The following is a 25996-nucleotide window of genomic DNA, read 5'->3' as shown; positions in this document are numbered from 1 at the left end:
CGGCGCTGCCCCAGGCCCAGTGCCCGAACACCGGGTAGATCAGCGCCGAGACGGCGGCCGACAGGGCCAGGTAGGTGCCAAAGCGCATGCGCTCGGCCACCGCCCCCGAGACGATGGTGGCCGCCGTGGCGCAAAACATGGTCTGGAACAGCACAAAGGTCAGCAGCGCCGGCGCGTGGCCCAACTGGTCGAAGGCGCCGAACAGGGTGGCACCGACCCAGCCGCCCTGGCTGGCGCCGAACATCAGGCCAAAGCCGACCAGCCAGTACAGCAGCGACGCCACGGCAAAGTCCGAGATGTTCTTGGCCGCGACGTTGATCGAGTTTTTGTTGCGGGTCAGGCCCGACTCCAGGCACAGAAAACCGGCCTGCATCACGAAGACGAGGCCGGCACAGATGAGGACCCAGAGGAGGTCGAGGGGCTGGCTGCTGCTCATGTCGGATGGCACCTGCTTGGCCCAAAGGCCGGTTGCCATCTCTAGCAATTACCGTTCCAACCCGCCCCCGGGTGGGCCCGGGTCAGACCGGTTGCAGGAAACGCTGCAGCGCCGTCAGCACGCCGTCGGGGTCTTCGGTCATGAGGGAATGGCCGGCGCGCAGCAGCACGGTCTGGCCGTGTTTCGCCCGGCGGCTCAGGGTTTGGGCGGCCTTCGGCGGGGTCATCTGGTCCTGGCTGCCCAGCAGGAACAGGGTGGGGCACTGCACCCGGTCCATGGCTGGCTCGCCCTGGTCGTAGCCGTCGCAGGCCACAAAGCCGCGGTGGAACACGTTCACCCGCGGGTTGCTCGCCAGTACGCGGCGCATCAGCGCCCTGGAGCCACCCAGCAGCCAGGTGCCCGGGCCCAGCGCCGACGGTGGCGGGGCCAGGGTGGAGTGGCTGAACAAGTTGACCATGTCGATCGCCTTCATCGGCTGGTTCAGCGATGCGTCCAGCAACGCGGGCGAGACCTTCATGGGGTAGGCGGTGCCCACCATCGCCAAGTGGCTCACGCGCTCGGGGGCGTCGGCCGCGGTCTGCAGGGCAATCAGCGAGCCGAAGCTGTGGCCGACCAGCGCGGCTTTCTCGATCTTCAGCGCGTCGAGCAGGCCCAGCACGGCGCGGGACGCGTCCTGCACGCTGGCGGGCGCTTCGCCGCCGCTCTTGCCGTGGCCAGGCAGGTCGATGGCCAGCACGTTCCAGCCGTGGTGGGCCAGGTAGCGGCTTTGCAGAATCCACACGCTGTGGTCGTTGAGCACGCCGTGGATGAAGACCACCGTGGGCTGGGCCGGGTGGAAGGGTTTGCCGCCGGTGTAGGCGTAGAGCGGGGCGCCGTGGACGTCGATGATCATCTCAGGCCCCCGCTTTCTCGGCCGCTTTCAGCGCGCGCTTCAGGTCGTCGATCAGGTCGTCCGGGTCTTCCAGCCCGATGGACAGGCGGATGGTGCCCGGGCCAATGCCGGCGCCGGCCAGGGCCTCGTCGGTCATGCGGAAGTGGGTGGTGCTGGCGGGGTGGATGACCAGGCTGCGGCAGTCGCCCACGTTGGCCAGGTGGCTGAAAATTTTCAGCGTTTCGATGAAGGCCTTGCCCTGCGCGCGGCTGCCCTTCAGGTCGAAACTGAACACGCTGCCGGCGCCGCGCGGCAACAGTTGTTGCGCCAGGGCGTGGCTGGGGTGGCTCTCCAGCAGCGGGTGGCCCACCCGGCCCACGAAGGGGTGGCTGGCCAGGAATTGCACCACCTTTTCGGTGTTGCTCATGTGGCGCGCCATGCGCAGCGGCAGGGTTTCGATGCCCTGCAAAATCAGCCAGGCGGTGTGCGGGCTCATGCAGGCGCCGAAGTCGCGCAGGCCTTCGCGCCGGGCGCGCAGCAGGAAGGCGCCCACGGTCGATTCCTCGCTGAACACCATGTGGTGGAAGCCTTCGTAGGCCTGGGTCAGTTCTGCGAATTTCCCCGAACGCTCCCAGTCGAAGCTGCCGCCATCGACCACGATGCCGCCCACCACCGTGCCGTGGCCGCTCAGGAACTTGGTGGCCGAGTGGTAGACCAGGTCGGCGCCCAGGTCCAGCGGCTTCATCAGCCAGGGCGTGGTCAGCGTCGAGTCCACCAGCAGCGGCACGCCGGCCTCGTGGGCGATCTGCGCCACCGTCGGGATGTCCAGCACGTCCAGCCCCGGGTTGCCCACGGTTTCGCCGAAGAACAGCTTGGTGTTGGGCCGCACCGCGGCGCGCCAGCCGTCGATGTCGCCAGGCTTCACGAACGTGGTCTCGATGCCGAAACGCCGCATCGTGTAGTGCAGCAGGTTCTGCGATCCGCCATACAGCGCGGTGGACGCCACGATGTGCGAGCCCGCGCCCATGAGCGTGGCCACGCTCAGGTGCAGCGCGGCCTGGCCGCTGGCCACCGCAATGCCGCCTATGCCGCCTTCCAGCGCCGCCACGCGTTGCTCCAGCACCGCGTTGGTGGGGTTGCTGATGCGGCTGTACACATGGCCCGAGCGTTCCAGGTTGAACAGGGCGGCCGCGTGGTCGCTCGATTCAAACACGAACGACGTGGTCAGGTGGATGGGCACGGCGCGCGCGCCGGTGCTGGGGTCGGGGGCGGCGCCCGCGTGCAGCGCGAGCGTGTCGAAGCCGGGGTCGGCGTAGCCGGACATGGTGTCTCCTCGGGTGTGTTTGGGCGCAATTGTGGGCTATATTTGACTCCGCACACGCCACACCGGCGACAGAGGAGAAAACATGAAGGTCAGCGATATTCTGCGTGTCAAGGGCGGCACGTTGTACACCGTGTCCCCGGACGAATCCCTGGCCCGCGCCATCGAGACCATGGCGCACTTCGACATCGGCTCCCTGGCCGTCATGGAACGCGGTGCCCTGGCCGGCATGCTGACCTTCCGCGAAGTCATCCACACCGCGGCCAAGAACGGCGGCAGCGTGGGCGCCACCACCGTACGCCAGGTGATGGACGCCGGCCCCCACTTCTGCACCCCCGACACCGAACTCGACGAGGTGCGCCCCATGATGCTGGAGCGCCACACCCGCTACATGCCCGTCATGGACGGCAAGATGCTGATGGGCGTGATCAGCTTCTACGACGTGGCCAAGGCCGTGGTGGACAGCCAGAACTTTGAAAACAAAATGCTCAAGGCCTACATCCGCGACTGGCCCGAAGGCGAGCCGGCCGAAGGCGTGGCCAAACTGTCCTGACGGCGCGCCGCGTCAGCCCTCGCTGGCGTGGATCATGTCCCGCACCCGCGGGTAAATCTGCTGCTGCCACTTGCGGCCACTGAACACCCCGTAGTGGCCCACCCCGGTCTGCACGTGGTGGGTTTTGCGGTAGGGGCGGATGTTGGGGCACAGTTCCTGCGCCGCCACCGTCTGCCCGACCGAGCAGATGTCGTCGCGTTCGCCCTCCACGGTCATCAGCGCGGTGCGCCGGATGGCCGCCGGGTTCACCGTGCGGTCCTGCCAGCGCAGCACGCCGCGCGGCAGGTCGTAGGTCTGGAACACCTTTTCCACCGTTTCCAGGTAGAACGGCGCCGGCAGGTCGTTGACCGCCAGGTACTCCTCGTAAAAGGTCTGCAGGGTGCGGGCCTCGGCCTCGCGCCCTTCCAGCAGGTGTTCGTACATCTGCCGGAAGGAGTGCTGGTGGCGCTCCAGGTTCATGCTCAAAAACGCCGACAGCTGCACAAAGCCCGGGTACACCCGCCGCATGAAGCCGGCGTGCGGCAGCGGCACGGTGCTGATCAGGTGTTGCTCGAACCAGTCGATGGGTTTGCTCGTGGCCAGCCGGTTCACTTCGGTCGGGTTGACGCGGCAGTCCACCGGGCCGGCCATCAGCGTCAGGCTGCGCGGCTGGGCCGGGTGCTGGTCCTCGGCCATCAGGGCGGTGGCGGCCAGCGCGGCCACGCAGGGTTGGCACACCGCCACCAGGTGGCAGCCTTCGCCCACGGTGGCCACGAAACGCATCAGGTAGCCGGTGTAGTCGTCCAGCCCGAACTCGCCGTGGCGCAGCGACACGTCGCGGGCGTTGTGCCAGTCGGTGATGTAAACGTCGTGGTCCTGCAGCAGGGTGCGCACGGTTTCGCGCAGCAGCGTGGCAAAGTGGCCCGACAGCGGCGCGGCCAGCAGCACCTTGGGCTGCGGCGCCAGGCCCGGCGCGTCTTTGCGGAAGTGCAGCAGCGTGCCGAAGGGCAGGCGCAACGGGGCTTCTTCCACCACCGGCACGGCCTGGCCGTCCACCAGCACCTGGTCGATGCCGTAGGCCGGCCGGGTGTGCGTCAGGCGCAGGCGCGAGAGCACCTCGCAGGCCGCCGCCACCTGGCGCAGCGCGCTGCGCTCGGTGTGGCGCAGCCAGAGCGCAGCGCCCAGGCTTTGGGCCGTCAGCCGCAGGGGTGACAGCAGATCGGAATGAAACTGGTAGGCCTGGTACAGCATGGGGTTCTTTCCGGTGAAGCTGGGGCCACACAGGCAAGTCCCGGGCCAGCCGGGCGCTGCGCGGTTTTGGTGCGTGGGCCGCGCTGGCGCATGGCACAGGGTTTGCTCAGTCCTGGGCCACAACCTCCCGAGGAGCAAAGCATGGGCACAGCGGTACTCACCCTCAGCAGCAAGAACTACGGCGCCTGGTCCTTGCGCGGCTGGCTCATGGCCCGGCTGGCCGGGCTGGACTTCGAGGAACACACCGTCTCCCCCGACGACCCGGCCATGAAGGCCGAAATGCTGCTGCTGTCCTCCTCCATCCGGGTGCCGGCGCTGGACCATGACGGCGTCCACGTCTGGGACACGCTGGCCATTGGCGAATACCTGCACGAACTCGCCCCCCAGGCCGGGCTGCTGCCCGCCGACCGGGCCGCCCGCGCCCACTGCCGCGCCGTCTGCGGCGAGATGCATTCCGGCTTCTCGGCGCTGCGGTCTTCGCTGCCCATGAACATCAAGGCGCGCTATCCGGGCTTCAAGCCGTGGTCGCGGGCGCAGGCCGACATCGACCGCATCGTCGAGATCTGGACCGACTGCCTGGCCACCTATGGCGGCCCTTACCTGTTCGGCGCCCGGCCCGGCATGGCCGACGCGATGTTTGCCCCGGTGGTCACCCGCTTCGTCACCTACGACGTGACCTTGCCACCGGCCTGCGTGGCCTACTGCGTCACCGTGATGGCGCTGCCCGACATGCGGGCCTGGGTGGCGGCGGCCCAGGCGGAGCCGGACGAGATCGACGAACTCGACGCCGAGTTCTGATGGCCGCCAAACGGCGCACCGGCGCGGGGCTGCGGCGCACCGTCCTGGGCGCCGGCGGCCCCGCCGCGGCGGCGCGCCGGCGTCTGGGATAATCCGGCCCATGAGCGGCAACACCTTCGGCACCCTTTTCACCGTCACCAATTTCGGCGAATCCCACGGCCCGGCCATCGGCTGCGTCATCGACGGCTGCCCGCCGGGCCTGGCGCTGTGCGAGGCCGACATCCAGGCCGACCTGGACCGCCGCCGCCCGGGCACCAGCAAGTTCGTCACCCAGCGCAACGAGCCCGACCAGGTGCAGATCCTGAGCGGCGTGTACCAGGGCCAGACCACCGGCACGCCGATCGCCCTGCTGATCCAGAACACCGACCAGCGCAGCAAGGACTACGGCGACATCGTGCAGAGCTTCCGCCCGGGCCACGCCGACTACGCCTACTGGCAGAAGTACGGCGTGCGCGACCCGCGCGGTGGCGGCCGTTCCTCGGCCCGGCTGACGGCGCCCACCGTGGCCGCCGGGGCCGTGGCCAAAAAATGGCTGAAAGAAAAGTTCGGCACCACCTTCCGCGGCTGCATGACCGCCGTGGGCGAGGTGGACATCCCGTTCGAGCACTGGGACCACGTGCCGAACAACCCCTTCTTTGCGCCGGTGGCCGACACCTCGGCGCTGGAGGCCTACATGGCCGAGCTGCGCAAGGCCGGCGACTCCTGCGGCGCGCGGCTGCGCGTCACCGCCCAGGGCATGCCGGTGGGCCTGGGCGAGCCGCTGTACGACAAGCTCGACGCCGACATCGCCTACGCCATGATGGGCCTGAACGCGGTCAAGGGCGTGGAGATTGGCGCGGGCTTTGCCAGCGTGGCCCAGCGCGGCAGCACCCACGGCGACGCGCTCACGCCCGAAGGTTTCCTCTCCAACAACGCCGGCGGCGTGCTCGGCGGCATCAGCACCGGGCAGGACCTGGAGGTGTCGATCGCCATCAAGCCGACCAGCTCCATCCTGATCCCGCGCCCCTCCATCGACGTGCAGGGTCAGCCGCTGGAGCTGATCACCAAGGGCCGGCACGACCCCTGCGTGGGCATCCGCGCCACGCCCATCGCCGAGGCGCTGCTGGCGTTGGTGGTGATGGACCACGCCCTGCGCCACCGCGCCCAGTGCGGCGATGTGCGCGTGCCGGTCGGCCCGATTGCCGCGGCCGCGCCCGGTCACGCCTGAGCGGTCTGGCCCCACCGTGAGCACGGCGCCCGCGGCCGGCCCGGTGTCGCGCCGGCAGTTGCTGCCCTTCGCCGCGCTGTCGGCGGGGTACTTTGCGCACATCGGTTTTTTCAACCCCTACCTGCCGCTGTGGCTGCAGGACGGGGGCTATGGTCTGTTCGCCATCGGGCTGATGACCTCGCTGCAGTCGGCCACGCGGCTGTTTGCGCCCTACATCTGGGGCTGGCTGAGCGACCACACCGGCCACCGCGTCTGGCTGCTGCGCTACTGCGCCAGCGTGGCGCTGGCGGTGTCGCTGGCCTTGTGGTGGGACTGGGGCGCGGTCGGCCTGTTCGTGGTGCTGCTGCTCATGTTCACCCACACCAGCGGCATGATGCCGCTGAGCGAGTCGGTGCTGTCGCAGCTGGTGAGCCAGGGCGGTGTGTTCGACGCGCGGCGCTACGGCCGGGTGCGGCTGTGGGGTTCGCTCGGGTTTTTGCTCACGGTGCTGGCCGCCGGTGCCTGGTTCGACCGCCACGGCATGGCCAGCTTCCCGGCCTGGACGGCGCTGACCCTGCTGGCGGTGGTGGCCAGCGTCTGGGCCATGCCCGACCGGCGCGGGCCGCGCCACGCCCCCGGCACCCAGCCCGCCATCGGGCCGGTGCTGCGCCAGCCGGTGGTGCGCTGGTTTTTTGTGGCGGCCTTCTTCCACATCCTGGCGCACATCTTCATTTACATCTTCTTTTCGCTCTACCTGGACGGGCTGGGCTACGGCAAGGGCGTGATCGGCCTGCTCTGGGCGTTTGCGGTGGTGGTGGAAATCGGCTGGTTCTTCACCCAGGGGCGCTGGTTGCCCCGGATCAGCCTGGCCGGTTGGCTGGTGCTGGCCGCCGCGCTGATGGCCCTGCGCATGGGCGTGACGGCGCTGGCCGGCGCCTGGCTGTGGGCGCTGTTCGCGGCGCAGGCGGTGCACGCCATCACCTTCGCGGCGCACCATTCGGTGTGCATCGCGCTCATCAACACCCACTTCCCCGACCGGCTGCGGGCGCGCGGCCAGGCCCTGTTCGCGGTGCTGGGCTACGGCCTGTCGGGCGTGGTGGGTGGCCTGCTGGGTGGGCTGGTCAGCAGCCGCTGGGGCGTGGGCGCGGTGTTCTGGCTGTCGGCGGCGTCGGCCGCGCTGGCCACCTGGGCGGCCTGGCGCATGCGGCGCTGGTCGGCGCCATTCACGCCACCGGCGGGGCCGGCCAGAAGCGGCGCAGCGGGTTGAAACCGGTCACCAGCGCTGTGGCCAGCAGCACGAAGGCGCCCCCCAGGTACACGCCCGAGCCCAGCGGCTCGCCCAGGAACAGGTGGCCCCAGGTGACGCCGAACAGCGGGATCATGAAGGCCGGGCTCATGGCCGCCACCGGCGAAACGTGCTGCAGGATGCGGATGTGCAGCCAGTACGCCAGCCCGGAGGTGACCACGCCCAGCATGCCCACGGCGGCCAGCGCCGGCAGGGTGAAGCGCGCCTCGGGCACCGCCCAGGCCGCGCCCGGCAGCATGAACAGCGCGGCCGCCAGGTGGATGCTGGCCGAAATGGCCAGCGGCTGCATGCGGGTGGTGGCGCGCTTCATCATCGGCGTGGCCACGCCGTAGCAAGCGGCGCCGGCCACCGCGGCCAGGGCCGCCCACAGCACCGCGTCGGTGGTGGCCACCGGGCCCAGCTGCACGATCAGCGCCACCCCGGTGAAGCCCGCCGCGCAGCCGGCCAGCTTGCGCCAGGTCAGGGTGTCCTCCTTCAGCCAGGCCGACGACAGGGTGCCAAACAGCACCGCCGTGCTGTTGAGCAGGGCGATGTAGCCGGCCGGCAGTTCCAGCGCGGCGTAGGAAAAGAACAGAAAGGGCAGGGCCGCCGTCAGCACGCCCAGGCCCAGCACCTCTTTCCAGTGGGCGCGGGGCCAGTGGTGGCGCAACGCGGCCATCAGCACCGCCAAGGTGGCGGCGGCCAGCCCCAGGCGCAGCGTGGCCAGCACCACCGGGCCCAGGTCGGGGCTGGCGATGCGCAGCAGCACGAAGGACGAACCCCACAGGGCCGACAGGCCCACCAGTTGCAACAGATAACGGATGTTCACCCACGGATTGTGGGCGGCGGGCCGGGGCCTGACCACCACGCCGCGTCGCCTGCGCGATAGGCCAGGTCGGCCGGGTCAGCCGGCGCGGGCCTGGCGGCGCAGCAGCGCGTCCAGGGCGATCAGGTAGCCGTCGGTGCCAAAGCCCACCACGATGCCGGCGGCCACCGGCGAAATCCAGGAATGGTGGCGGAAGGCCTCGCGCGCGTGCACGTTGGAGATGTGGCACTCGATCACCGGCAGCCCGTCCACGCCCTTGATGGCGTCGTGCAGCGCGATGGAGGTGTGCGTCAGCGCCCCCGGGTTGAAGACGCAGCCCAGCGCCTCGCCGGCCTTGTACAGGCGGCCGTATTCGTGGATTTTGTCGATCAGCGCCCCCTCCCAGTTGCTCTGGAAGCACTCCACCGCGCAGCCGGCGCGTTCACCGGCGGCGCGGCACTGGGCCTCCACGTCGGCCAGGGTGGTGTGGCCGTACTGCTCGGGTTCGCGGGTGCCCAGCAGGTTGAGGTTGGGGCCGTTGAGGACGAGGATCTTTTTCATGGCGGCATTATGCGGCCCGCGTCAGGTGCCGCAAAAGGTCTGGTAGCCGGCGCTTTGCGCGGGTGTGGCTGGCTGGGCCCAGGGGCTGTCGGCCAGGTCCGCTGCCCAGGGGCGGGTGATGGCGGCCAGCAGCGCCTCGAAGGGTTGCAGGTCGCCGCGGTCGGTGGCGGCGTCCAGTGCCGCTTCCACCAGGTGGTTGCGCGGAATCACCAGCGGGTTGACCGCGTCCAGGCGCTCGGCCACCTGCGCTGGCGCTTCGCCCTGTTGGGCCAGCCGCTGCTGCCAGGCGGTCAGCCAGGTTTGCAGGGCCGCCGGGGCCGCGGCCAGGGTCTCGGCCTGCCACAGCGCCAGCCAGGGCGCGGGCTGGCCGCGCAGCACGTCCGCCAGCCGGCGAAAGCCCAGGGTGTGGTCCACCTGGCCGCTGTGCAGCAGGGCCAGGTAGTCCTGGCCCAGGGCCAGGTCGGCGCTGTCGGGCGCCGCGTCGGGGGCATCGGCCCGTGGGCGCAGGCCCAGCTTCTGGCGCAGCACCGCGCCCCAGTGGCGCTGGTACACCGCCGGGAAGGCGTTCACCGCCTCGGTGGCCTGGGCCACGGCGGCGTCGGTGTCGGCGCCCATCAGGGGCAGCAGGGCCTCGGCCAGCCGCGCCAGGTTCCACTGGGCGATGCCGGGCTGGTTGCCGTAGGCGTAGCGGCCGTGGTGGTCGATGGAGCTGAACACCGTGTCCGGGTCGTGCGCCTCCATGAAGGCGCAGGGGCCGTAGTCGATGGTTTCGCCCGACAGGGTGGTGTTGTCGGTGTTCATCACGCCGTGGATGAAGCCCACCCCCATCCAGCGCGCCACCAGCGCGGCCTGCCGGTCGATGGCCGCGCGCAACAGGGCCAGGGCGGGGTTGGCGCTGTCGGCCAGCTCAGGGTAATGGCGGGTCATGACGTGTTCCACCAGCCGCTGCAGGGTGGCGCTGTCTTGCCGCGCTGCAAAAAACTGGAAGGTGCCCACCCGCACGTGGCTGGCGGCGGTGCGCACCAGCACCGCGCCGGGCAGGGCGCGTTCGCGCCGCACCGTTTCGCCGGTGGCTACGGCCGCCAGGGTGCGGGTGGTGGGCAGGCCCAGCGCGTGCATGGCCTCGCTGATTAGGTATTCGCGCAGCACCGGGCCCACGGCGGCCTTGCCGTCGCCGCCGCGCGAAAACGGCGTGCGGCCCGAGCCCTTGAACGCGATGTCGTGGCGCCGGCCCTGCGGGTCCAGCACCTCGCCCAGCAGCAGGGCGCGGCCGTCGCCCAGCTGCGGCGAAAACCCGCCGAACTGGTGGCCGGCGTAGGCCTGGGCCAGGGGTTGCGCCCCGGCGGGCACCACCTGGCCGGCAAACACCGCCAGGCCCTCGTCGCCGGCCAGGCGCTCGGCGTCCAGCCCCAGGGCCTGCGCCAGCCCGTGGTTGAAGCGCAGCCAGCGCGGCGCGGGCGCCGCTTGCGGCACCACCGGCACGTAGGCGCCCACCAGGTCGCGGGCGTAGCTGTTGTCAAAGGGGAACAGGGCGGGCAGGGTCACACAGGGCCTTGGGGTGAACGGGAAGGGAGCAGCCGCATTGTCCCGCGGGGTGCCCGCCTCGGCGCGCTGTGGGGTTGCTGGGTGGCGGCGGTGCGCCGCACCGGACGGCGCGGGCCGGTCTGGCCGAGGCAATTGCGGCTGTAGAACAAATCAATCGGGAAAAGGCCTGCGCACAGGGTTGTCCGCCTTGCGGGGGGCGCGGGCGGCGGCCTAGCATGGGGCATGAACAGCGTTGACGAACTGCCCGTGGTCAAACAGGGCCAGTGGTTTTTTGGCGGGTTGACCACCTGCCCGGTGCGCATCGTGCGCCACCACACCCTGTACGGCACGCACGACCCCGAAGACCCGCCCGAACTGGCGGCCGACCGCGAAGCCGAGTGCTACTGCGTGCGCTACCACCTGCCCGGTTCGGACGACCCGTGGCACGACGGCGGCACCGCGCTCACGCTGCGCGAAGCCATGTTCATGGCCGAGCGCAAGCTGGGCCCGGTGGTCAACTGGCAGGACTGAGCACCGGCGCCAGCCGGTAGCTGGCGCTGCCCGCGGCCCAAGCCAGCAGGCGGTCGATGTTGGGGTGCTTGCCCGGGTGGGCCTGGGCGTCGGCCAGGTGCTCGCCGTACCATTGCAGCCCTTCGGCCGCCGCCGCCGGGGTGATGGTGCCGCCGTGCTTCTGGGCCAGCCCGTGGTACACCGCCAGCGAGCCGGCCTGGCCGGGCTTGTTTTCCAGGGTGGCCACGGTGTGGCCATCGGCGTCCAGCAGGTGCGCGGCGGCGAGGTGGCTGACGGAGGGGAGTTGTTGGAGTCGGGTGGCGAAGTTCATGCGCGTGATCATGACACGGCTGCACAGCCTCGCGCTTCAGGTTGCGGCAGGCAGCACCCTCCGCAAGGCGCGTATATTGTGCCAGAGCAGGGCCTTGGGCATCTCCATGGCCATGGCCTGCATGCAGCGCTCCAGCCAGCCTGGGCGGTTCTGTAGGCGGTCAATCGCTTTGGCCAAGTCGCGCTCTACGGCAGAACCATACGCCGCTTGCGCCTTGGCCAGCGCCGCACGCAAGGCAGGCAGGCGCAGGTTCATCATCGCCAGATCGATCACGTCCCGGCTGAACACGCCATCGTCTGCCTGTCGGTCGGAGTTGGCCAGCAGTTTCGATGCTGCGAGGTCCAGCGGTGTCAGGGTGTCCACCCCGCAAAGCACGTCCTGTGGCCCCGGTACTTCCAGCTCCATGCGGGCTTCCCGCACGATCTCAAACTTGATCGCCTGTCCGTCCATCTGCACCTGGGTGCGTATGCCGTACTGGTCGGCACGTATTTCACGCAGGGCCACCAGCGGCATCGCACCTTGGCGAACAATGGCGCTGATGCCATCGGTGCCCATGAGCCGCTGACGCAGATCTCGGTAACCCGCCGCGTCAGAGACCAGAAAGTCCATGTCCACCGACTCTCGGTACTCGCCATAGCGCAGCGCAATGCACGTACCCCCGCCAAACAGGCAGCCGTGCTCGCGCAGCAAGCGGCTGTCCAGCGACGCCAGCACGTGCCCAATGCGTTGATGGTGAGGGCGCTCAAACACGGTGCTTGGTGAATGCCGTGCGCAGCGCCGCCAGCAGTGCCTGTTCGTGGGCAGGCATGGCTTCTACCTCCAGGTGGCGCGCGTTGCGTTCGTAAATGTCCAATGCCTCGGCGGGGGTGAGCGTGTCCGTGCCGTGCACCTGCCAGGCCAGTGCTTTCAACTGGGGGTGGTCGTTCAGGCGGATGTGCAGCGGAATCCATTCCCCGGCAGGCGGATTGTGCGCTGTGGTTCTGGCTGCGTTGGCCGCAAGCGCGGTCAGCTTCAAACCCAGGGCGGCCAGCACGTTGGCCCAAGCCCCCACCGCCACCGACGCCTCGCCTTTTTCAATGCGGTGCAGTGTGACCCGCGAGACGCCAGCCGCCTCGGCGGTGGCGGTGCTGCTCACGCGCAGGGCTTTGCGCTCGGTGCGAATCAGCGCACCCAGGGCTTGTAGCTGCTGGGCGGCTGCTTCGGTGGTTGCGGGTGTGGCTGCAGGCATTTGTTTCTCATAATATGCAAACAAGGATATTTGTCAATTATGAGAAACAAAAATTTGGACGGATAGCTGCTTTCAGTGCGCACACCCGCAGTGGGTTTGATGGTGCCTGTTTCGGGTTGTACCAAGCCCCACCCCCAAAATGATGCAAAATCTGCTAAACCAACAAAACCAAGCACAGGGATGGCTGCACTGATACCGGCACTGGGGAGCTGCGTGTCGCGCATGACGGGCGGCGAACGCCGCGTGGCCGAGCGGCTGGAGCAAAAGCTCGACGACGACGACCTGCTCTGGTACGACGTGCCCGTGGGCCCGCGCAGCGCCCACCCGGACTTTGTGGTCATCCACCCCCGGCGCGGCATTCTGGTGCTGGAGGTGAAGGACTTTCGCCTGAGCACGCTCATCCAGGCTGACCGGCAAAACCGCGTCATCCACGGCGTGGCGGGTTCGGGCAAGACCATGCTGCTGGGCTACCGCGCCGAGCACTTGGCCAAGGCGCAGACCGCGGCCAGCAAACCCATCCTCATCCTTTGCTACAACGAACCGCTGGCCCGGCAGATTGCGCGCGTGATGGTCGCCAAAGGCATTGCCGACCGCGTGCACGCTGTGCACTTCCATAAGTGGTGCTACGCGCAGTTAAAGGCCTACGGGCAGGAGATGCCTGCCAACAACCAGCCGGTCAGCGACAAGATGGCCGACATGGTCCAGCGCGTCATCACCGGCGTGGACCGCCGCCAAATCCCCAGCGGGCAGTACCAGGCGGTGCTCATCGACGAAGGCCACGATTTCGCGCCCGAATGGCTGCGCCTGGTGGTGCAGATGGTGGACCCCGCCACCAACAGCCTGCTCGTGCTGTACGACGACGCGCAGAGCATCTACGAACGCACGCAAAAGAAGAACTTCAGCTTCAAGAGCGTGGGCATCCAGGCGCAGGGGCGCACCACCATCCTCAAGATCAACTACCGCAACACGCGGCAGATCCTGCTAACGGCCAGCCTCGTTGCCGCCGACCTGCTGACCGCCGAAGACAAGGACGACGACGGCGTGCCCCTGCTCAAACCCGTGAGCTGCGGGCGCGACGGCAAAAACGTGACATACAGGCCGCTCATCGTGCGCCTGCCCACCCTGCGCGAAGAGGTGGCCCAGGTGGCCGAGCTGCTGGCCACCGCCCACCGCGAAGGCCACGCCTGGGCCGACATGGCCATCCTCTGCCGCCACTGGAGCGAGATGGACGTTTGCGCTGCTGCGCTGCGCCAGCGCCGGTTGCCACACCAGGTGCGCAAAGGCACAGGGCAGTTTGACCCCGGTGCCGACTCCATCAAGGTGATGACCATGCACGTGAGCAAGGGGCTGGAGTTCCCCGTGGTGGCGCTTGTGGGTGTGGGGCACATGCCCACGCCGGGCGAGGACGAGCGGGAGGAAGCGAGGCTGTTCTATGTTGGGGCTACGCGGGCGACGCAGCGGTTGGTGATTGGGGCGAGCGGGAGCGGGCGGTTTGCGCAGCGTTTCGTTGCCTGAGACGTCGAATATTCATACTGAAGAGGGAGCGGACTATGGCGACGAAGCAAGGCAATGATCGACTGGCTGTTTTGATCGACGCCGATCAAGGTCAGCATGGAGTATTGCAAGAGCTCATGTCAGAGATCTCACGCTATGGAACCGGAACCATCAAGCGCGCATACGGAGACTGGACTGAGCAGAACATGTCCAAGTGGAAAGGGATGCTGCAGGCGAATGCGATTCAACCGGTCCAGCAGTTCCGTTACACAAAGGGCAAGAACGCTACCGACTCCGCATTAATCATTGACGCCATGGATGTCCTGCACTCAGGTGTCGTTGACGGCTTCTGTCTCGTTTCTTCTGACAGCGACTTCACCCGCCTTGCCACGCGCATACGTGAAGCGGGTTTGGCGGTTTACGGCTTTGGGATGCGCACGACACCAGCCCCCTTTGTGGCGGCTTGCGACAAGTTCATCTACCTGGAAATCCTGAAACCAGAAGTCGAGATTCAACAGGTCAGTGTTCAAACTGAAATCAAAGAGACCGCGGCTGTCCCCGAAGCGGACGAACCTGCGATTGCCCAAATTCCTGAACTTCAGCCTTTGATTCTGAGCGCGCTAGAGAAAACTGCACGGGACGACGGTTGGTCGACTCTTGCAGCATTGGGAGGCCAGATCAGTCGCGATCACTCCTCCTTCGACCCTCGGAACTATAGCTTCAAGAGGCTCAGCGATTTGGTCCGAGGGCAAGCCTACTTGCAGATCAAGGAAGTACCTACGGGCGAAAACGGGCAGCATGTGCATCTTTACGTACGGCGGAGGCCCACCGCCGCATAGAGGACACAAGATGGCCGGGCATCTTGCCCCCGGCTAGGATCCGCATCAAGGTGATGACACCGTACGTTAGAAAGACCTGAGTATTCGTAAGGTCGCGCTTGTCGGTGCCGGGCACATGCCCGCCGATAGTGAAGTGGCTCGGCTGTTCTTGGTGGGGGGGACGCAGCAGTCTGTAAATGGGGCGAGTGGGACAGGGAAGGTCGCTTCTCGCTCACAAAAATAAGGCGATACTTGACCTTGATGCGTTGTGGTGAGCAGGCAGGTCAGTATCTCATACGGCTCCCAGAGCAAAAAGTCTAACCTTCGCAGGAAGGACTTCATCGTAGACATCTTGCCCTTTGGGTTTTGCCGCCAAGTATATCTGCCTGTTGCTCAATACTAGTATTGAAAGAATCGAAGTTACCGATCTTTCGTACGAGCTAACCCATTCTCGCAGTTTTTCGGTTTCCAGCTTTGGGAAGTTCGACATAGCATGATTTTTTACCATGTGGGAGACGGTTGCCGAGTGCGTGTGACTGCAAAGTTTCCCATACTCCGTTTTCAATATATCGAAATGCTGCTGTCCTTGGTCTTGAAATGGAATGCAATTCTTCGCTATTTCAAGTAGCTTAAATACTGAAGTGGTTGTTTTTGCTTCCTCTGCGGATATTCCTGCAAGCGCTCTTATGCCCGTCTCGATTGCGCTTCTGAGCGACATATGGGCGGGCTTGTTTAGCCCATGTAGCGCGGCATAAAAGCTGGAGCTGATATCCGAAAAACTTTCTGCGAGTGAGTCGTAGCAAAAATCATTTTTAGATAGATTTAGCCCATTTAATTGAATGACTCCATTGGATGATAGGGATTCAATGGTGGCGAATGATTGAATCGCGGCGAGGCAGTGCTTGTGTGCTCTCCGTATCAGTTGTGTTCTTGGTTTTGAGTGGAATATATCTTCGACTTTGTAGGATTTGGTGAAATCTACAAGCCGAGTAAAATCTTGATCAATTAGTCTGCTCATTCTCTGTTGTTGGTTAGGCTTTGAATGGTCTCGTTCCATGAGAATGATCCAAGCCGCTTCTCCTCTTTCATTCTGGCTAAGTTTTCCTTATTGTTGACAATGCGTTCCAGTGCTGTCACTAGACTTGTTAATTGTCTTTCATCTAGTGAGTCTGTTTCGCAAATAATTTTTCCTATTATCTCGTGTCGTGCTCGCTTCTCTGCACTTCTAGACATTTCAAGTTTTAGAACGGCTGCGGCAAAGTCGATGATGTCTTCGTTTGAGCCGAAGAGGTCTCTGTCTAAAAGAAGTCTTGGCAAAACTCCGATCAAGAACCGCTTATTGGGGTCCTCTGATTGATATGAGCGAGCCACAGAAGAATGGCCTTTGGTGAGGTCGCTTGAGATGAGATTGTTTAATGTTGCGACTGCTTGCCTGAGTTGCTCAGGTTTGACGCGCTGCATGGTAAACATTAAGTCTTCTATTATTATGCTTGCCTTCTTCACTGCTTCCAATGCAGGAGGTGTTGATGGCTTGTTTTTGCTGTTAGAGTTCATCGATTTTCTCCAAGATTTCGTTCACAATCCCCTTGAGGCCTGCTCGTAGATCGTAGTCTTCCATGGCCATGATGTAGGGTTGCTCAATTTGTGATTTTGCGAGCTCCGACCTTTTTGGTAAGTAGCTTGTGAATACGCGATCTTTCCAATGTTCGTTGCTCGCGAGATTTGATTTTGCTTGGTTGAATATGACGCTATCCGGTCTTTCTACCATGTTGAAGACTACGCCGAGTCCTTGTATCTTCAGTCCGTATGTCTTTCTTCTTCTTTCGATAATTGATCTAAGTAGATCAATTCCTATCATTGATAGTGGGTCCGGCCGGACTGGGATGATGTAGTAATCGGATGATATAAGTGCGCTTGTCATCCATATCGAAGGTGTTGGTGGTGTGTCGATGATAATGTAGTCGAATCCATGGGGTTTGATGGACTCCTCAATAAATCGCTTCAAGGAGAACTCTCGACCTTCTCCTGCAACCATTTCGAGTCGATAGAGATCGATGTTCCCGGGTAATGTCCAAATGTTCCCTTTTTGGGTGAGTGTGATGTCTTTAAATTCAATTTGTTTTTTGGTTGCTATTCCGGTGACGACGCTTGCTGTAGTTTCTATTTCTGTGTCGAAAACCGATAATATCGTTGGTGCACCAGATTTGAGGGTTTCAACATATTCTTTTGGTGAATAAAGGCATTGGGTTGCATTGAATTGCGGATCGACATCAAGAATGGCGACCTTCTTGCCGTTGGCTCGCGCCAAATAGTCTGCTACATTGATTGCAGTGGTTGTCTTTCCAACCCCGCCCTTCATGTTTACAAAAGAGATGGTTTTCATTTTTACTCCCTAGTGAAAAATCACTTACCCCAAGAATCCTTCAACCCCGTAACCCGGTTGAACACAACCTTCCCACCCACCCCATGCTCCACCCGGTCGGCCACAAAGTACCCGTGCCGCTCAAACTGGAATCTCTGGTCCGGCTGCGCAGCGGCCAGTGACGGCTCCACGTAGGCCGTCACCACCTTCAGGCTGTCGGGGTTCAGGGCATCCAGGAAGTTCTTGCCGCCCGCGTCGGGTTGCGGGTCGGTGAACAGGCGGTCGTACAGGCGCACTTCGGCGCTCACGCCGTCTGCCGCGCCCACCCAGGTGATGGCGGCTTTGGCCTTGACGCTGTCGGCGCCAGGGGTGCCGCTCTTGGTGCCGGCGATCACTTTGGCGTGCACTTCGGTCACTTGGCCGTCCGCGTCTTTGGCGCCGACGCCGGTGCATTCGATGACGTAGCCGCCCTTCAGGCGCACCACGTTGCCGGGGAACAGCCGCTTGTAGCCCTTGGGCGGCACTTCTTCAAAGTCTTCGCGTTCGATCCACACGTCCTTGCCGATCTTGAACACGCGGTCGGGCGGGGGCGTTTGCCCTTCGGCAATGGCGCTGTGGGGCAGGGCGGGCTGGGTGCAGTCTTCGGTGTAGCCGTCAGACCCGAACACTTCGGCCCAGTTGGTGAGCACCAGCTTGACGGGGTCGAGCACGGCCATGCCGCGGTGGGCCTTGTTTTCCAGGTCTTCGCGCAGGCAGCCGTCGAGCGTGCTGTAGTCGATCCAGGAATCGCTCTTGGTCACGCCGATGCGTTCGGCAAACAGCTGGATGGCTTCGGGCGTGTAGCCGCGGCGGCGCAGGCCGAGTATTGTTGGCATGCGCGGGTCGTCCCAGCCGCTGACCTTCTTCTCGTTCACCAGTTGCGCCAGCTTGCGCTTGCTGGTGATCACGTAGGTCAGGTTCAGGCGCGCAAATTCGTACTGCCGCGGCGGCGGGGCCTTGAGCAGGCCGCCTTCGCACAGACGCTCCAGCAACCAGTCGTAGAAGGGGCGCTGGTCTTCAAACTCCAGCGTGCAGATGCTGTGGGTGATCTGCTCCAGCGCGTCCTCGATGGGGTGCGCGAAGGTATACATGGGGTAGATGCACCAGGCGTCGCCCGTGTTGTGGTGCGTGGCGCGGCGGATGCGGTAGATGGCTGGGTCGCGCATGTTGATGTTGGGCGAGGCCATGTCGATCTTGGCGCGCAGCACGGCGGCGCCGTCGGCGAGTTTGCCGTCGCGCATCTCGCGGAAGCGGGCAAGGTTCTCTTCCGGGCTGCGATTCCGGTACGGGCTGTCCACGCCGGGCTTGCCGAAGTCGCCGCGGTTGACGCGCATTTCTTCGGCGGTCTGTTCGTCCACGTACGCGTGGCCGGCGGTGATGAGGTGTTCGGCCGCGCGGTACATGAAGTCGAAGTAGTTCGACGCGTAGTACAGGTGATCTTCCGTCTTGCCGCCAAAGCTGCTCTGCCAGCCAAAGCCCAGCCACTGCACCGCGTCGAGGATGGAGTCCACGTACTCCTTTTCTTCCTTCTCAGGGTTGGTGTCGTCAAAGCGCATGTGGCAGACGCCGCCGTAGTCGCGTGCCAGGCCGAAGTTCAGGCAGATGCTTTTGGCGTGGCCCACGTGCAGGTAGCCGTTGGGCTCGGGCGGGAAGCGGGTGCGGATCTTGGCCGGGTCGGGCTGGCCTGCGTCGTGGAAGGCGGCATCACCCGGGCCGCCGCCCCACTGTCGGCTGGCGTAGGCGCCGGTGGCGAGGTCTTTTTCGATGACCTGGCGCAGGAAGTTGGAGACCTTGTGCTCCTCGCCGGCGGCGGCGGGGGCGGGGTGTTTCGGGGCGTGGGAGGGTGCGGAACTCATGACGGAATTCTAGGCCTTGCGGCAGGGTGGGCCGGGGCTGTGGCACAGGCCGCGGCGGCGGCCCGGGGGTGTGGCGTTCGGGGGCAGCGTGTGCCGAAATGTGTCACGCACGAGACAGCAATCGTCTGCCCGCGCGCTGGCGGGCGACTTTTGCGGCCGGCGGTGGCGCAGGCACGGCATTTGCCCAAGGGGGCCGCCACCGCGTTGGTGGCGCAACCCTCGATGGAGACACGCAAGATGAACAAAAAAATGACCGCCCTGGCCGCCCTGACACTGCTTTCGGGCCTGGCCGCGGCCCAAAGCACCGTGACGCTGTACGGCACCGTGGACCTGGGCCTGATGGTCAACAGCAAGACCGCGGCCGGCACTTCTTCCACCTCCCTGGACAGCGGTGGCATTGCGCCCAGCATTTGGGGCCTGCGCGGTACCGAAGACCTGGGCGGCGGCCTGAAAGTGGGCTTCAACCTGGAAGGCCACCTGAACCCCGACACCGGCACCAGCGTCAACGGGCTGTTCCGCCGCCAGTCCAACCTGGTGGTGTCGTCCAGCGACTGGGGCGCCGTCACCATCGGCAACCAGTACAGCCCCGCCATTCTGGCGTTCGCGGCCACAGAGCCGCGCGGCCTGCGCGAGAACTTCTCGGGCCTGTACCACTGGGCCTTCAACTCCGACACCAACGGCCTGAACGGCAACGACGACGTGGGCGTGTTCCTGCAGAACGCCATTTCTTACAGCAACAACTTTGGCCCGGTCAAACTGGCCGCCGGTTACGGCCTGAAGGAAAACGTCGGGTCCGTGCTGTCCTTGGGCGCCACCTACACCGGCCCGGTCACCCTGTCGGCGGCGTACCAAAGCGCCAACAGCGCGGCCACCGGCCACCGCGCCAACTCGCTCTACACCCTGGGGGCCGCCTACGCCATGGGCGACCTGACCGCCAAGGTCAACTACCTGCGCGGCAAGAACCAGAATGCCGCGCAGGTGCAGACCAGCGACGTGGGCGTGGTCGGCCTGGGCCTGGACTGGAAAACCTCCGCCCAGAACACGGTGCTGGCGGCCCTGTACCTGGGCAAGGACAAAGACAACGCCGCGGACAAGACCCACACCTTCATCCTGGGCAACGAATACGCCCTGTCCAAGCGCACCACCGCCTATGGCCAGGTGGCGTTCATCAACGCCAAGGCCGGCGCCACCGCCAAAACCTCGGCCACGCTGACCCCCGGCATGGCGGGTGAGACGAGCACCCAGCTGAACGTGGGCATCAAGCACGCGTTCTGACCGGTTCCGGCCTGAAGCGCAGCGGGTCCACCGGCCGGTGGACCCGCTTTTTTTCGCCAGCAAGGGGCCGAACGGGCCCGGGGTTACGGCTTGATACGTTCTTCACATTTGCCACGCGCCGGTAACCGGGTTTCGCGGCTGTAATCGCCCCAACGGCCCACCGGGTCGCTTTTGCAGGAGATGAAGATGTTGACCTCGAAGTGTTCCCAGGCCTGGCGATCCCCCAAAGCGTGGTTGTGGTCGGCGGCTGCGGCCCTGGCGCTGTCGGCCGCCGGCGGGGCCCAGGCCACCGACGTGTACTGGTCCATCGGCGTGCACCAGCCGGGGGTGCATGTGGGCGTGAGCAACGCGCCGCCGGTGGTGGTACACACCACGCCGCGGGTGGTCCACGTGTCGCCCCGGGTGGTGTACGGGCCGCCGCCGGTGGTGGTGGTGCCGCACCCGGTGTACCGCACCGGCTGGGCGCCGCCGGGCCACCACAAGCACAAACACGGGTACAAGCACCGCGACCGTGACCGCCACTGGGACGACGACCACCGCCGCGACGGCCGGCACGGGGGCCGCGACGACCGCCACGACCGTTGGGACGATCGGCGCGACCACCGCCGCTGACCCCGGGGGAGCCACTACACTCAGGGGTTTGACCGAGACGCCCCTGCCGTATGGACCCCATGCTCTTGCTCAAGGCCGCCCTGATGGGGGTGGTCGAGGGCCTGACCGAATTCATCCCCGTGTCCTCCACGGGGCACCTGATCCTCACCGCCGCCCTGCTGGACATGCCGGGCGAAAAGACCAAGGTCTTTGAGGTGGTGATCCAGACCGGGGCGATCCTGGCCATCGTCTCGCTCTACCTGCAGCGTCTGCTGTCCACCGTGGTGGGCCTGCCGCGCGACGCCACCGCGCAGCGCTTCACCGCCAACGTGCTCATCGGCTTTTTTCCGGCCGCGCTGGCCGGGGTGTTGTTCATCGACGTGATCAAGGGCGTGTTGTTCAACCCGTTGGTGGTGGCGCTGGGTTTCATCCTGGGCGGTTTCGTGATGCTGTGGGTGGAAGCGCGCCAGGCGCGGCAGCCGTCGCAGCGCATCGACACGGTGGACGCGGTGGGCTGGCGCGACGCGCTGGCCGTGGGCCTGGTGCAGTGCCTGGCGCTGGTGCCGGGGGTGAGCCGTTCGGGCGCCACCATCATCGGGGCCATGGCGTTCGGGTTTTCGCGGCGGGCGGCCACCGAGTTCAGCTTTTACCTGGCCATTCCGATGCTGTTCGGGGCGGCGGCCTACGACCTGTACAAGCAGCGCGAGCTGTTGAGCTGGGCCGACGCGCCCATGTTCGCGGTGGGCCTGGGGGTGTCGTGGGCGGCGGCCTGGGTGTGCGTGCGCTGGCTGATGCGCTTTGTGGTCAGCCACACCTTTGTCGGCTTTGCCTGGTACCGCATCGCCTTTGGCGGGCTGATTCTGCTGACCGCCGCCACCGGCTGGGTGAACTGGACACCCTGAGTCAGCCGGCGAAGCTGCGCAGCGCGCGGTCGATGGCGGCGGCGGTGTCCAGCGGCCGCTCCATCGGGAACAGGTGGCTGCCTTCCACCATTTGCAGCCGGGCCGACGGTTCGCGGCCCACCAGCTGGTACGTCATGGCCATGCCGACCTGCTGCATTTCGGCCGAGCGGGTGCCCCCCACAAAAGCCACCGGACAGGCCAGCGGGTGGCGGCGCAGCAGCCGGTCCAGGTGGTGCGGCAGGGTGTTGTAGATGGCGGTTTCCACGTCGCGGTCGAAGCGCAGCACACGCTGCACGCCCTGGGGGGTGACCTCGTCTTGGGTGCCGTGGGCGATGTAGTCTTGCAGCACCTGCGGGTCCCAGGCGGCGAAGCTGCGCTTGTGGGCAAAGTGGGCCAGCGCGTCGGCGGCGCTGGGCCAGCGGTTGCGCCGTTTGCGGCTGACCTGCCCCGGCGACAGCGCGCCGATGAGCCGCGTCTGCTTGACCGCCTGCAGCGCCTTGGCGCGCCAGCCGCCCAGCACCGGCGAGTCCAGCATGACCACGCCGGCCAGCGGCCGCCCGGCCAGTTGCGGGTGCCTGGCCGCGCACATCAGGCTGACGAAGCCGCCCAGCGAATGGCCCACCAGGTAGAGCGGGCCGGGCGCGTCGGCGCATTCGGCCTGCACGAAGTCGGCCAACTGCTGCACCAGGTGCGGCCAGTTGCTGGTGACGGGGTAGCGCGGGTCGTGGCCGAAGCGGTCCAGCGCCTTGACGGTGTAGCCGCGCGCCCGCAGGCCGCGGAACAGCACGCCGTAGGTGCCGCCGGGAAAGCTGTTGCCGTGCGCGAACACCACCGTGGGGTGGGGCGCCGAGGGTTCGCGCGGCGGCGTCATCAGACCAGTTTTTCCTGCGCGCTGCCGAGCTTTTTCAGCGGGCGGTGGCGGCTGGGCACGTCCATCAGCGGGTGCGGGCTGGCGCTGCCGTCCCAGGCCGGGTGTTCGATGCTGTCGAACACCTCGCGCAGCTTGACGCCCCAGGTGTCGTGCAGCATGCGGAAGTAGGGGTTCTGCTCGTCGATGCAGACCACGCGGTCGCTGGCCAGGCGGTCGGCCTCGTACACCGCCAGGTCCAGCGGCAGCCCGACCGACAGGTTGGACTTGAGCGTGGAGTCCATGGAGATGAGCGCGCACTTGGCGGCCTCGTCCAGCGGGGTGTCGGGGGTGATGACGCGGTCCAGCACCGGCTTGCCGTACTTGCTTTCGCCGATCTGGAAGAAGGGCGTTTCGGGCGTGGCCTCGATGAAGTTGCCGGGCGAGTAGATCTGGAACAGGCGCATGCCTTCGCCGGCGATCTGGCCGCCCAGGATCATGCTGACATTGAAGTCCACGCCGGCACGCTGCAGCGCTTCGCCATCGCGCTGGTAAACGTGGCGCACCGCCGAGCCGAGCACCCGGGCCACGTCGAACATGCTGGTGGCGTTCCAGATGGTGAGGGCTTCGCCGCCGTCGGGGTTGGGCACTTTTTCAACCTGCAGGATTTCGCGGATGGACTGCGAGATGCTGAGGTTGCCGGCCGAGAGCAGGCACATGAAGCGATCGCCCGGCTTTTCGTAGACGATCATCTTGCGGAAGGTGCTGATCTGGTCGAGTCCGGCGTTGGTGCGGGAGTCGGACAGGAACACCATGCCGGCTTTGATTTTGACAGCGACGCAGTAGGTCATGGGACTGGGGTCTGGGTGGGGCAAAACCCATTCATCGTAGCAGACCCCAGGGGGTACGCCCCGCCCGGCCGGGCGGTCACACGCCTTCGGCCAGGCCGCCGGCGCGCAGGGTGCGGCGCTGCACGGCGGCGTCCCAGACGCTGCGCGGGCCGGTGTGCACCACGCTCAGGCAGGTTTTGGCGCGGGTCAGGCCGGTGTACACCAGTTCGCGGGTGAGCACCGGGCTGGGGTGGTCGGGCAGCACCAGCGCGGCGTGGGCGAATTCGGAGCCCTGCGACTTGTGCACGGTGAGGGCGAACACGGTTTCCACCGCGGTGAGGCGGCTGGGCAGCACCCAGCGCACGCCGGGCTGGCCGTCGGCGCGGGGGAAGGCGACGCGGCGCGTCCAGCCGCCCACGACCGGGTCGGGGTGGGGCACGGTGAGGGCGATGCCGATGTCGCCGTTCATCAGGCCCAGGGCGTGGTCGTTGCGGGTGACCAGTACCGGGCGGCCGGGGTACCAGCCGCTGGGGGCGTCGAGCCAGCCGGCGGCGTGCAGCCACTGGGCAATGCGGTGGTTCAGCCCGGCCACCCCCCAGGGGCCCTGGCGCAGCGCGCACAGCACCTGGAAGCCGCCGTGGGTGGCCAGCACCCGTTCGGCCCAAGCGTCGAAGGCGGCCGCTGGCGCGTCCAGCGGGGGGCGATCGTCGCGCAGGCAGGCCAGGTAGTGGCGGTAGCCTGCGGCGCCGCGGGCGGGGTCGCCGTCCACCACCAGATCGCGCAGGGCCTCCAGCCGCTGCGGGCCGGCGCGCAGGCTGCGCAGGTCGGGCCGCGGACTGGCCAGCAGGGCCCAGCCCGCGTCGGCTTCACCCTGGTTGACGGCCAGCGCCAGCTGGCCGATGCCGCTGTCGCCGGCAAAGCGCCGGCTGTGGCGCAGCATCACGGTGTGCTGGCTCAGCGCGGGGCCGTCGGGGTCGGTCAGCTCGGGCGGCACGGCCTGGCCGGTGGCGGCGGCGATCCAGGCGGCGGTGTCGGGCCGGTAGCGGCCGGCGGCGGCGTGGGCGCACAGCTGGCCGAGCACGGCGCCGGCCTCGACCGAGGCCAGCTGGTCCTTGTCGCCCAGCAGCACCAGCCGCGCCTCGGGCGGCAGGGCGTCGAGCACCGCGTGCATCAGTTCCAGGTCCACCATGGAGGCCTCGTCCACCACCAGCACGTCCAGCGGCAGGGGGTGGCCGGCGTGGTGGCGGAAGTGGCGGCTGTCGGGCCGCGGCCCGAGCAGGCGGTGCAGCGTGACCACCTGGGTGGGGATGTGCGCGCGCAGCGCGTCGCCGCCGGGCAGCTGGGCCAGTGGCAGCGTGGCCACGGCCGCGGCGATGGCGCTGTTGAGCCGCGCGGCGGCCTTGCCGGTGGGGGCCGCCAGCCGGATGCGCAGCGGCTGGCCGGGCGCCGCACCGCCGTGCAGGGCCTGGGTTTGCAGCAGCGCCAGCAGCCGCACCACGGTGGTGGTTTTGCCGGTGCCCGGCCCGCCGGTGATGAGGCCGAAGCCGCTGCGCGCGGCCACGGCGCAGGCGATTTTTTGCCAGTCGGTGGCGGGGGCGGCCTCGGGCGCCTGGGGCGGCGGGAACAGGGCGTCCAGCCAGGGGCGGCTGGCGGCGTGGTCCAGCCCGGGCAGGCCGGCCAGGCGCGTGGCGAGGGCGCGCCGCACGCCCTGTTCGTGCTGCCAGTAGCGGCGCAGGTACAGCCGCGCGCCTTGCAGCACCAGGGGCGTGGCGCCGGCACCGGGGGCCACCAGTTGTGGGTGTTGCAGCGCGGCCTTCCAGGCGGCCAAGGTCAGCGGGGCCAGCAACTCGGCCGGGGTGGAGGTGGGTGCCGCGTCGGGGTCGGGGGCCTCGTCGGGCGGCAGCGACAGGGCGTGCAGCGGGGCGCGCAGCACCTCGTCCAGCGCCAGGCAGGCGTGGCCGCGGCCCAGCTGGTGGCTGGCCAGCGCGGCGGCCAGCAGCAGCGGTGGGGCGGCGTCGGGTGCCTCGCCCGCCAGGTAGCGGGCGAAGGCGGCGTCCAGCGGGCGCAGCCAGCCGCGCGTGGCCCAGGCGTCCAGCACCGCCAGCAGCGCGGCGGTGGCGGGGGGCAGGGGGTGGGGGGTCAGGAGCATGGCGGGGCCTCTGCGGGGGCGGTGTCACCGAACAGGCGGTCCAGCGCCTCGATCAGGGCGCGCGGCGGGCGTTCGGCGTGCACGCCTTGCGCCGGCCCTTGCAGCCCGCGCAGGAACAGGTACACCGCACCGCCCATGTGGCGGTCGTAGTCGTAGCCGGGCAGGCGCTGGCGCAGCAGCCGGTGCAGGGCCAG

27 protein-coding genes and 1 pseudogene are annotated in these 25996 nt (G+C 66.8%); 10 read left to right on the top strand and 18 right to left on the bottom strand.

The window, feature by feature from the left end; all coding sequences use genetic code 11:
- From HA630_RS08845 to HA630_RS08835, 3 genes and pseudogenes are all read right to left on the bottom strand, one after another.
- Positions 1-436, bottom strand: a pseudogene (locus HA630_RS08845) (ammonium transporter); the annotation flags it as partial.
- Between the two features lie 82 nt (positions 437-518).
- Positions 519-1328, bottom strand: coding sequence for an alpha/beta fold hydrolase (locus HA630_RS08840; protein WP_166834132.1), 810 nt, complete (start codon positions 1326-1328; stop codon positions 519-521).
- Between the two features lies 1 nt (position 1329).
- Positions 1330-2631, bottom strand: a complete 1302-nt coding sequence (locus HA630_RS08835; protein ID WP_166834130.1) for an O-acetylhomoserine aminocarboxypropyltransferase — start codon at positions 2629-2631, stop codon at positions 1330-1332.
- A gap of 82 nt (positions 2632-2713) precedes the next feature.
- Between HA630_RS08835 and HA630_RS08830 the strand changes: the two genes are divergently transcribed.
- A complete protein-coding gene (locus tag HA630_RS08830) occupies positions 2714-3181 on the top strand; it encodes a CBS domain-containing protein (RefSeq protein ID WP_166834128.1) in 468 nt (155 codons plus the stop codon).
- Between the two features lie 12 nt (positions 3182-3193).
- Here HA630_RS08830 and HA630_RS08825 read toward each other — a convergent pair whose 3' ends face one another.
- A complete protein-coding gene (locus HA630_RS08825) occupies positions 3194-4411 on the bottom strand; it encodes a polyhydroxyalkanoate depolymerase (protein ID WP_166834126.1) in 1218 nt (405 codons plus the stop codon).
- A 141-nt stretch (positions 4412-4552) separates the two neighbouring features.
- On the opposite strand from HA630_RS08825, the gene HA630_RS08820 reads away from it, so the two are divergent.
- The 3 genes from HA630_RS08820 to HA630_RS08810 all read left to right on the top strand — a co-directional run bounded on the left by HA630_RS08820 (position 4553) and on the right by HA630_RS08810 (position 7662).
- Complete coding sequence (locus HA630_RS08820) at positions 4553-5209, top strand: glutathione S-transferase (protein WP_166834124.1); 657 nt, start codon at positions 4553-4555, stop codon at positions 5207-5209.
- 100 nt (positions 5210-5309) lie between these two features.
- Positions 5310-6416, top strand: coding sequence for a chorismate synthase (gene aroC / locus HA630_RS08815; protein WP_166834122.1), 1107 nt, complete (start codon positions 5310-5312; stop codon positions 6414-6416).
- Between the two features lie 16 nt (positions 6417-6432).
- Positions 6433-7662: an MFS transporter gene (locus HA630_RS08810; protein ID WP_371809231.1), complete on the top strand. Its 1230-nt coding sequence runs from the start codon at positions 6433-6435 to the stop codon at positions 7660-7662.
- Here HA630_RS08810 and HA630_RS08805 read toward each other — a convergent pair.
- The 3 genes from HA630_RS08805 to HA630_RS08795 all read right to left on the bottom strand — a co-directional run bounded on the left by HA630_RS08805 (position 7619) and on the right by HA630_RS08795 (position 10591).
- Entirely contained in the window at positions 7619-8509 is an 891-nt protein-coding gene (locus HA630_RS08805; protein ID WP_166834118.1) for a DMT family transporter, read from the bottom strand. The genes HA630_RS08810 and HA630_RS08805 overlap by 44 nt on opposite strands.
- A gap of 75 nt (positions 8510-8584) precedes the next feature.
- Entirely contained in the window at positions 8585-9046 is a 462-nt protein-coding gene (gene aroQ, locus HA630_RS08800; RefSeq protein WP_166834116.1) for a type II 3-dehydroquinate dehydratase, read from the bottom strand.
- 21 nt (positions 9047-9067) lie between these two features.
- Positions 9068-10591: a protein adenylyltransferase SelO gene (locus HA630_RS08795; protein WP_166834114.1), complete on the bottom strand. Its 1524-nt coding sequence runs from the start codon at positions 10589-10591 to the stop codon at positions 9068-9070.
- 222 nt (positions 10592-10813) lie between these two features.
- Here HA630_RS08795 and HA630_RS08790 point away from each other — a divergent pair, with 222 nt between their 5' ends.
- Positions 10814-11101 carry a hypothetical protein gene (locus HA630_RS08790; protein WP_166834112.1) on the top strand — a complete coding sequence of 96 codons (288 nt, stop codon included), beginning with the start codon at positions 10814-10816 and terminating at the stop codon, positions 11099-11101.
- On the opposite strand, the gene HA630_RS08785 is transcribed toward HA630_RS08790, so the two are convergent.
- From HA630_RS08785 to HA630_RS08775, 3 genes are read right to left on the bottom strand one after another with little or no spacing between them, the layout of a single operon-like run.
- Positions 11085-11411 carry a DUF2322 family protein gene (locus tag HA630_RS08785; protein WP_166834110.1) on the bottom strand — a complete coding sequence of 109 codons (327 nt, stop codon included), beginning with the start codon at positions 11409-11411 and terminating at the stop codon, positions 11085-11087. The two genes, HA630_RS08790 and HA630_RS08785, sit on opposite strands and share 17 nt — an antisense overlap.
- 36 nt (positions 11412-11447) lie before the next feature.
- Positions 11448-12125 (bottom strand): nucleotidyl transferase AbiEii/AbiGii toxin family protein, encoded by a 678-nt coding sequence (locus HA630_RS08780; protein WP_371809230.1) that lies wholly within the window; start codon positions 12123-12125, stop codon positions 11448-11450.
- Positions 12126-12153: 28 nt separating this feature from the next.
- Positions 12154-12639 carry a helix-turn-helix domain-containing protein gene (locus tag HA630_RS08775; protein WP_166834106.1) on the bottom strand — a complete coding sequence of 162 codons (486 nt, stop codon included), beginning with the start codon at positions 12637-12639 and terminating at the stop codon, positions 12154-12156.
- Between the two features lie 180 nt (positions 12640-12819).
- On the opposite strand from HA630_RS08775, the gene HA630_RS08770 reads away from it, so the two are divergent.
- A complete protein-coding gene (locus tag HA630_RS08770; protein WP_208300042.1) occupies positions 12820-14154 on the top strand; it encodes a DEAD/DEAH box helicase in 1335 nt (444 codons plus the stop codon).
- A 35-nt stretch (positions 14155-14189) separates the two neighbouring features.
- Positions 14190-14972, top strand: a complete 783-nt coding sequence (locus tag HA630_RS08765) for an NYN domain-containing protein (RefSeq protein WP_166834148.1) — start codon at positions 14190-14192, stop codon at positions 14970-14972.
- A 271-nt stretch (positions 14973-15243) separates the two neighbouring features.
- Here the strand turns inward: HA630_RS08765 and HA630_RS08760 are convergent, their stop codons facing one another.
- Genes HA630_RS08760 through HA630_RS08745 form a run of 4 tightly spaced genes read right to left on the bottom strand, consistent with a single transcriptional unit; the run spans position 15244 to position 19208 of the window.
- Positions 15244-16008: a hypothetical protein gene (locus tag HA630_RS08760; protein ID WP_166834146.1), complete on the bottom strand. Its 765-nt coding sequence runs from the start codon at positions 16006-16008 to the stop codon at positions 15244-15246.
- Complete coding sequence (locus HA630_RS08755) at positions 15966-16505, bottom strand: hypothetical protein (protein WP_166834144.1); 540 nt, start codon at positions 16503-16505, stop codon at positions 15966-15968. The genes HA630_RS08760 and HA630_RS08755 overlap by 43 nt, the downstream gene beginning before the upstream one ends.
- On the bottom strand, positions 16495-17334 hold the full coding sequence (locus HA630_RS08750) for a ParA family protein (RefSeq protein WP_166834142.1): 840 nt from the start codon (positions 17332-17334) through the stop codon (positions 16495-16497). Before HA630_RS08750 ends, HA630_RS08755 begins: the two co-directional genes overlap by 11 nt.
- A gap of 20 nt (positions 17335-17354) precedes the next feature.
- The gene (locus HA630_RS08745; protein WP_166834140.1) at positions 17355-19208 is read right to left on the bottom strand and encodes a glutamine--tRNA ligase/YqeY domain fusion protein; all 1854 of its coding nucleotides are present in this window, start codon (positions 19206-19208) and stop codon (positions 17355-17357) included.
- 237 nt (positions 19209-19445) lie between these two features.
- On the opposite strand from HA630_RS08745, the gene HA630_RS08740 reads away from it, so the two are divergent.
- The 3 genes from HA630_RS08740 (at position 19446) to HA630_RS08730 (ending at position 21976) form a co-directional block, all read left to right on the top strand.
- Positions 19446-20483, top strand: coding sequence for a porin (locus HA630_RS08740; protein ID WP_166834100.1), 1038 nt, complete (start codon positions 19446-19448; stop codon positions 20481-20483).
- A gap of 186 nt (positions 20484-20669) precedes the next feature.
- Positions 20670-21095: a hypothetical protein gene (locus HA630_RS08735; protein WP_208300036.1), complete on the top strand. Its 426-nt coding sequence runs from the start codon at positions 20670-20672 to the stop codon at positions 21093-21095.
- Between the two features lie 50 nt (positions 21096-21145).
- Positions 21146-21976: an undecaprenyl-diphosphate phosphatase gene (locus tag HA630_RS08730; RefSeq protein ID WP_166834098.1), complete on the top strand. Its 831-nt coding sequence runs from the start codon at positions 21146-21148 to the stop codon at positions 21974-21976.
- Position 21977: 1 nt separating this feature from the next.
- Here HA630_RS08730 and HA630_RS08725 read toward each other — a convergent pair whose 3' ends face one another.
- The 4 genes from HA630_RS08725 to HA630_RS08710 form a co-directional block, all read right to left on the bottom strand.
- Positions 21978-22847, bottom strand: a complete 870-nt coding sequence (locus HA630_RS08725) for an alpha/beta hydrolase (protein WP_166834096.1) — start codon at positions 22845-22847, stop codon at positions 21978-21980.
- Complete coding sequence (locus HA630_RS08720; RefSeq protein WP_166834094.1) at positions 22847-23674, bottom strand: proteasome-type protease; 828 nt, start codon at positions 23672-23674, stop codon at positions 22847-22849. Before HA630_RS08720 ends, HA630_RS08725 begins: the two co-directional genes overlap by 1 nt.
- Positions 23675-23750: 76 nt before the next feature.
- Positions 23751-25802 (bottom strand): exodeoxyribonuclease V subunit alpha, encoded by a 2052-nt coding sequence (gene recD, locus HA630_RS08715; protein WP_166834092.1) that lies wholly within the window; start codon positions 25800-25802, stop codon positions 23751-23753.
- A partial coding sequence (locus HA630_RS08710) for a hypothetical protein (protein WP_166834091.1) occupies positions 25793-25996 on the bottom strand: 204 nt, incomplete at its 5' end. The genes recD and HA630_RS08710, both read right to left, overlap by 10 nt.

The sequence above is a fragment of the Aquabacterium sp. A08 genome (genome assembly GCF_011742065.1).
This window is presented reverse-complemented; position numbering and strand designations above follow the sequence as displayed.

What these genes read in the sequence shown, in the direction of transcription:
- recD (WP_166834092.1), bottom strand. Translation starts at nt 25,802, where the DNA reads ATGCTCCTGACCCCCCACCCCCTGCCCCCCGCCACCGCCGCGCTGCTG.
- HA630_RS08725 (WP_166834096.1), bottom strand. Translation starts at nt 22,847, where the DNA reads ATGACGCCGCCGCGCGAACCCTCGGCGCCCCACCCCACGGTGGTGTTC.
- aroQ (WP_166834116.1), bottom strand. Translation starts at nt 9,046, where the DNA reads ATGAAAAAGATCCTCGTCCTCAACGGCCCCAACCTCAACCTGCTGGGC.
- HA630_RS08825 (WP_166834126.1), bottom strand. Translation starts at nt 4,411, where the DNA reads ATGCTGTACCAGGCCTACCAGTTTCATTCCGATCTGCTGTCACCCCTG.
- aroC (WP_166834122.1), top strand. Translation starts at nt 5,310, where the DNA reads ATGAGCGGCAACACCTTCGGCACCCTTTTCACCGTCACCAATTTCGGC.
- HA630_RS08755 (WP_166834144.1), bottom strand. Translation starts at nt 16,505, where the DNA reads ATGAACTCTAACAGCAAAAACAAGCCATCAACACCTCCTGCATTGGAA.
- HA630_RS08745 (WP_166834140.1), bottom strand. Translation starts at nt 19,208, where the DNA reads ATGAGTTCCGCACCCTCCCACGCCCCGAAACACCCCGCCCCCGCCGCC.
- HA630_RS08750 (WP_166834142.1), bottom strand. Translation starts at nt 17,334, where the DNA reads ATGAAAACCATCTCTTTTGTAAACATGAAGGGCGGGGTTGGAAAGACA.
- HA630_RS08830 (WP_166834128.1), top strand. Translation starts at nt 2,714, where the DNA reads ATGAAGGTCAGCGATATTCTGCGTGTCAAGGGCGGCACGTTGTACACC.
- HA630_RS08840 (WP_166834132.1), bottom strand. Translation starts at nt 1,328, where the DNA reads ATGATCATCGACGTCCACGGCGCCCCGCTCTACGCCTACACCGGCGGC.
- HA630_RS08785 (WP_166834110.1), bottom strand. Translation starts at nt 11,411, where the DNA reads ATGAACTTCGCCACCCGACTCCAACAACTCCCCTCCGTCAGCCACCTC.
- HA630_RS08790 (WP_166834112.1), top strand. Translation starts at nt 10,814, where the DNA reads ATGAACAGCGTTGACGAACTGCCCGTGGTCAAACAGGGCCAGTGGTTT.
- HA630_RS08820 (WP_166834124.1), top strand. Translation starts at nt 4,553, where the DNA reads ATGGGCACAGCGGTACTCACCCTCAGCAGCAAGAACTACGGCGCCTGG.
- HA630_RS08770 (WP_208300042.1), top strand. Translation starts at nt 12,820, where the DNA reads ATGGCTGCACTGATACCGGCACTGGGGAGCTGCGTGTCGCGCATGACG.
- HA630_RS08835 (WP_166834130.1), bottom strand. Translation starts at nt 2,631, where the DNA reads ATGTCCGGCTACGCCGACCCCGGCTTCGACACGCTCGCGCTGCACGCG.
- HA630_RS08740 (WP_166834100.1), top strand. Translation starts at nt 19,446, where the DNA reads ATGAACAAAAAAATGACCGCCCTGGCCGCCCTGACACTGCTTTCGGGC.
- HA630_RS08720 (WP_166834094.1), bottom strand. Translation starts at nt 23,674, where the DNA reads ATGACCTACTGCGTCGCTGTCAAAATCAAAGCCGGCATGGTGTTCCTG.
- HA630_RS08735 (WP_208300036.1), top strand. Translation starts at nt 20,670, where the DNA reads ATGTTGACCTCGAAGTGTTCCCAGGCCTGGCGATCCCCCAAAGCGTGG.
- HA630_RS08730 (WP_166834098.1), top strand. Translation starts at nt 21,146, where the DNA reads ATGGACCCCATGCTCTTGCTCAAGGCCGCCCTGATGGGGGTGGTCGAG.
- HA630_RS08760 (WP_166834146.1), bottom strand. Translation starts at nt 16,008, where the DNA reads ATGGAACGAGACCATTCAAAGCCTAACCAACAACAGAGAATGAGCAGA.
- HA630_RS08765 (WP_166834148.1), top strand. Translation starts at nt 14,190, where the DNA reads ATGGCGACGAAGCAAGGCAATGATCGACTGGCTGTTTTGATCGACGCC.
- HA630_RS08775 (WP_166834106.1), bottom strand. Translation starts at nt 12,639, where the DNA reads ATGCCTGCAGCCACACCCGCAACCACCGAAGCAGCCGCCCAGCAGCTA.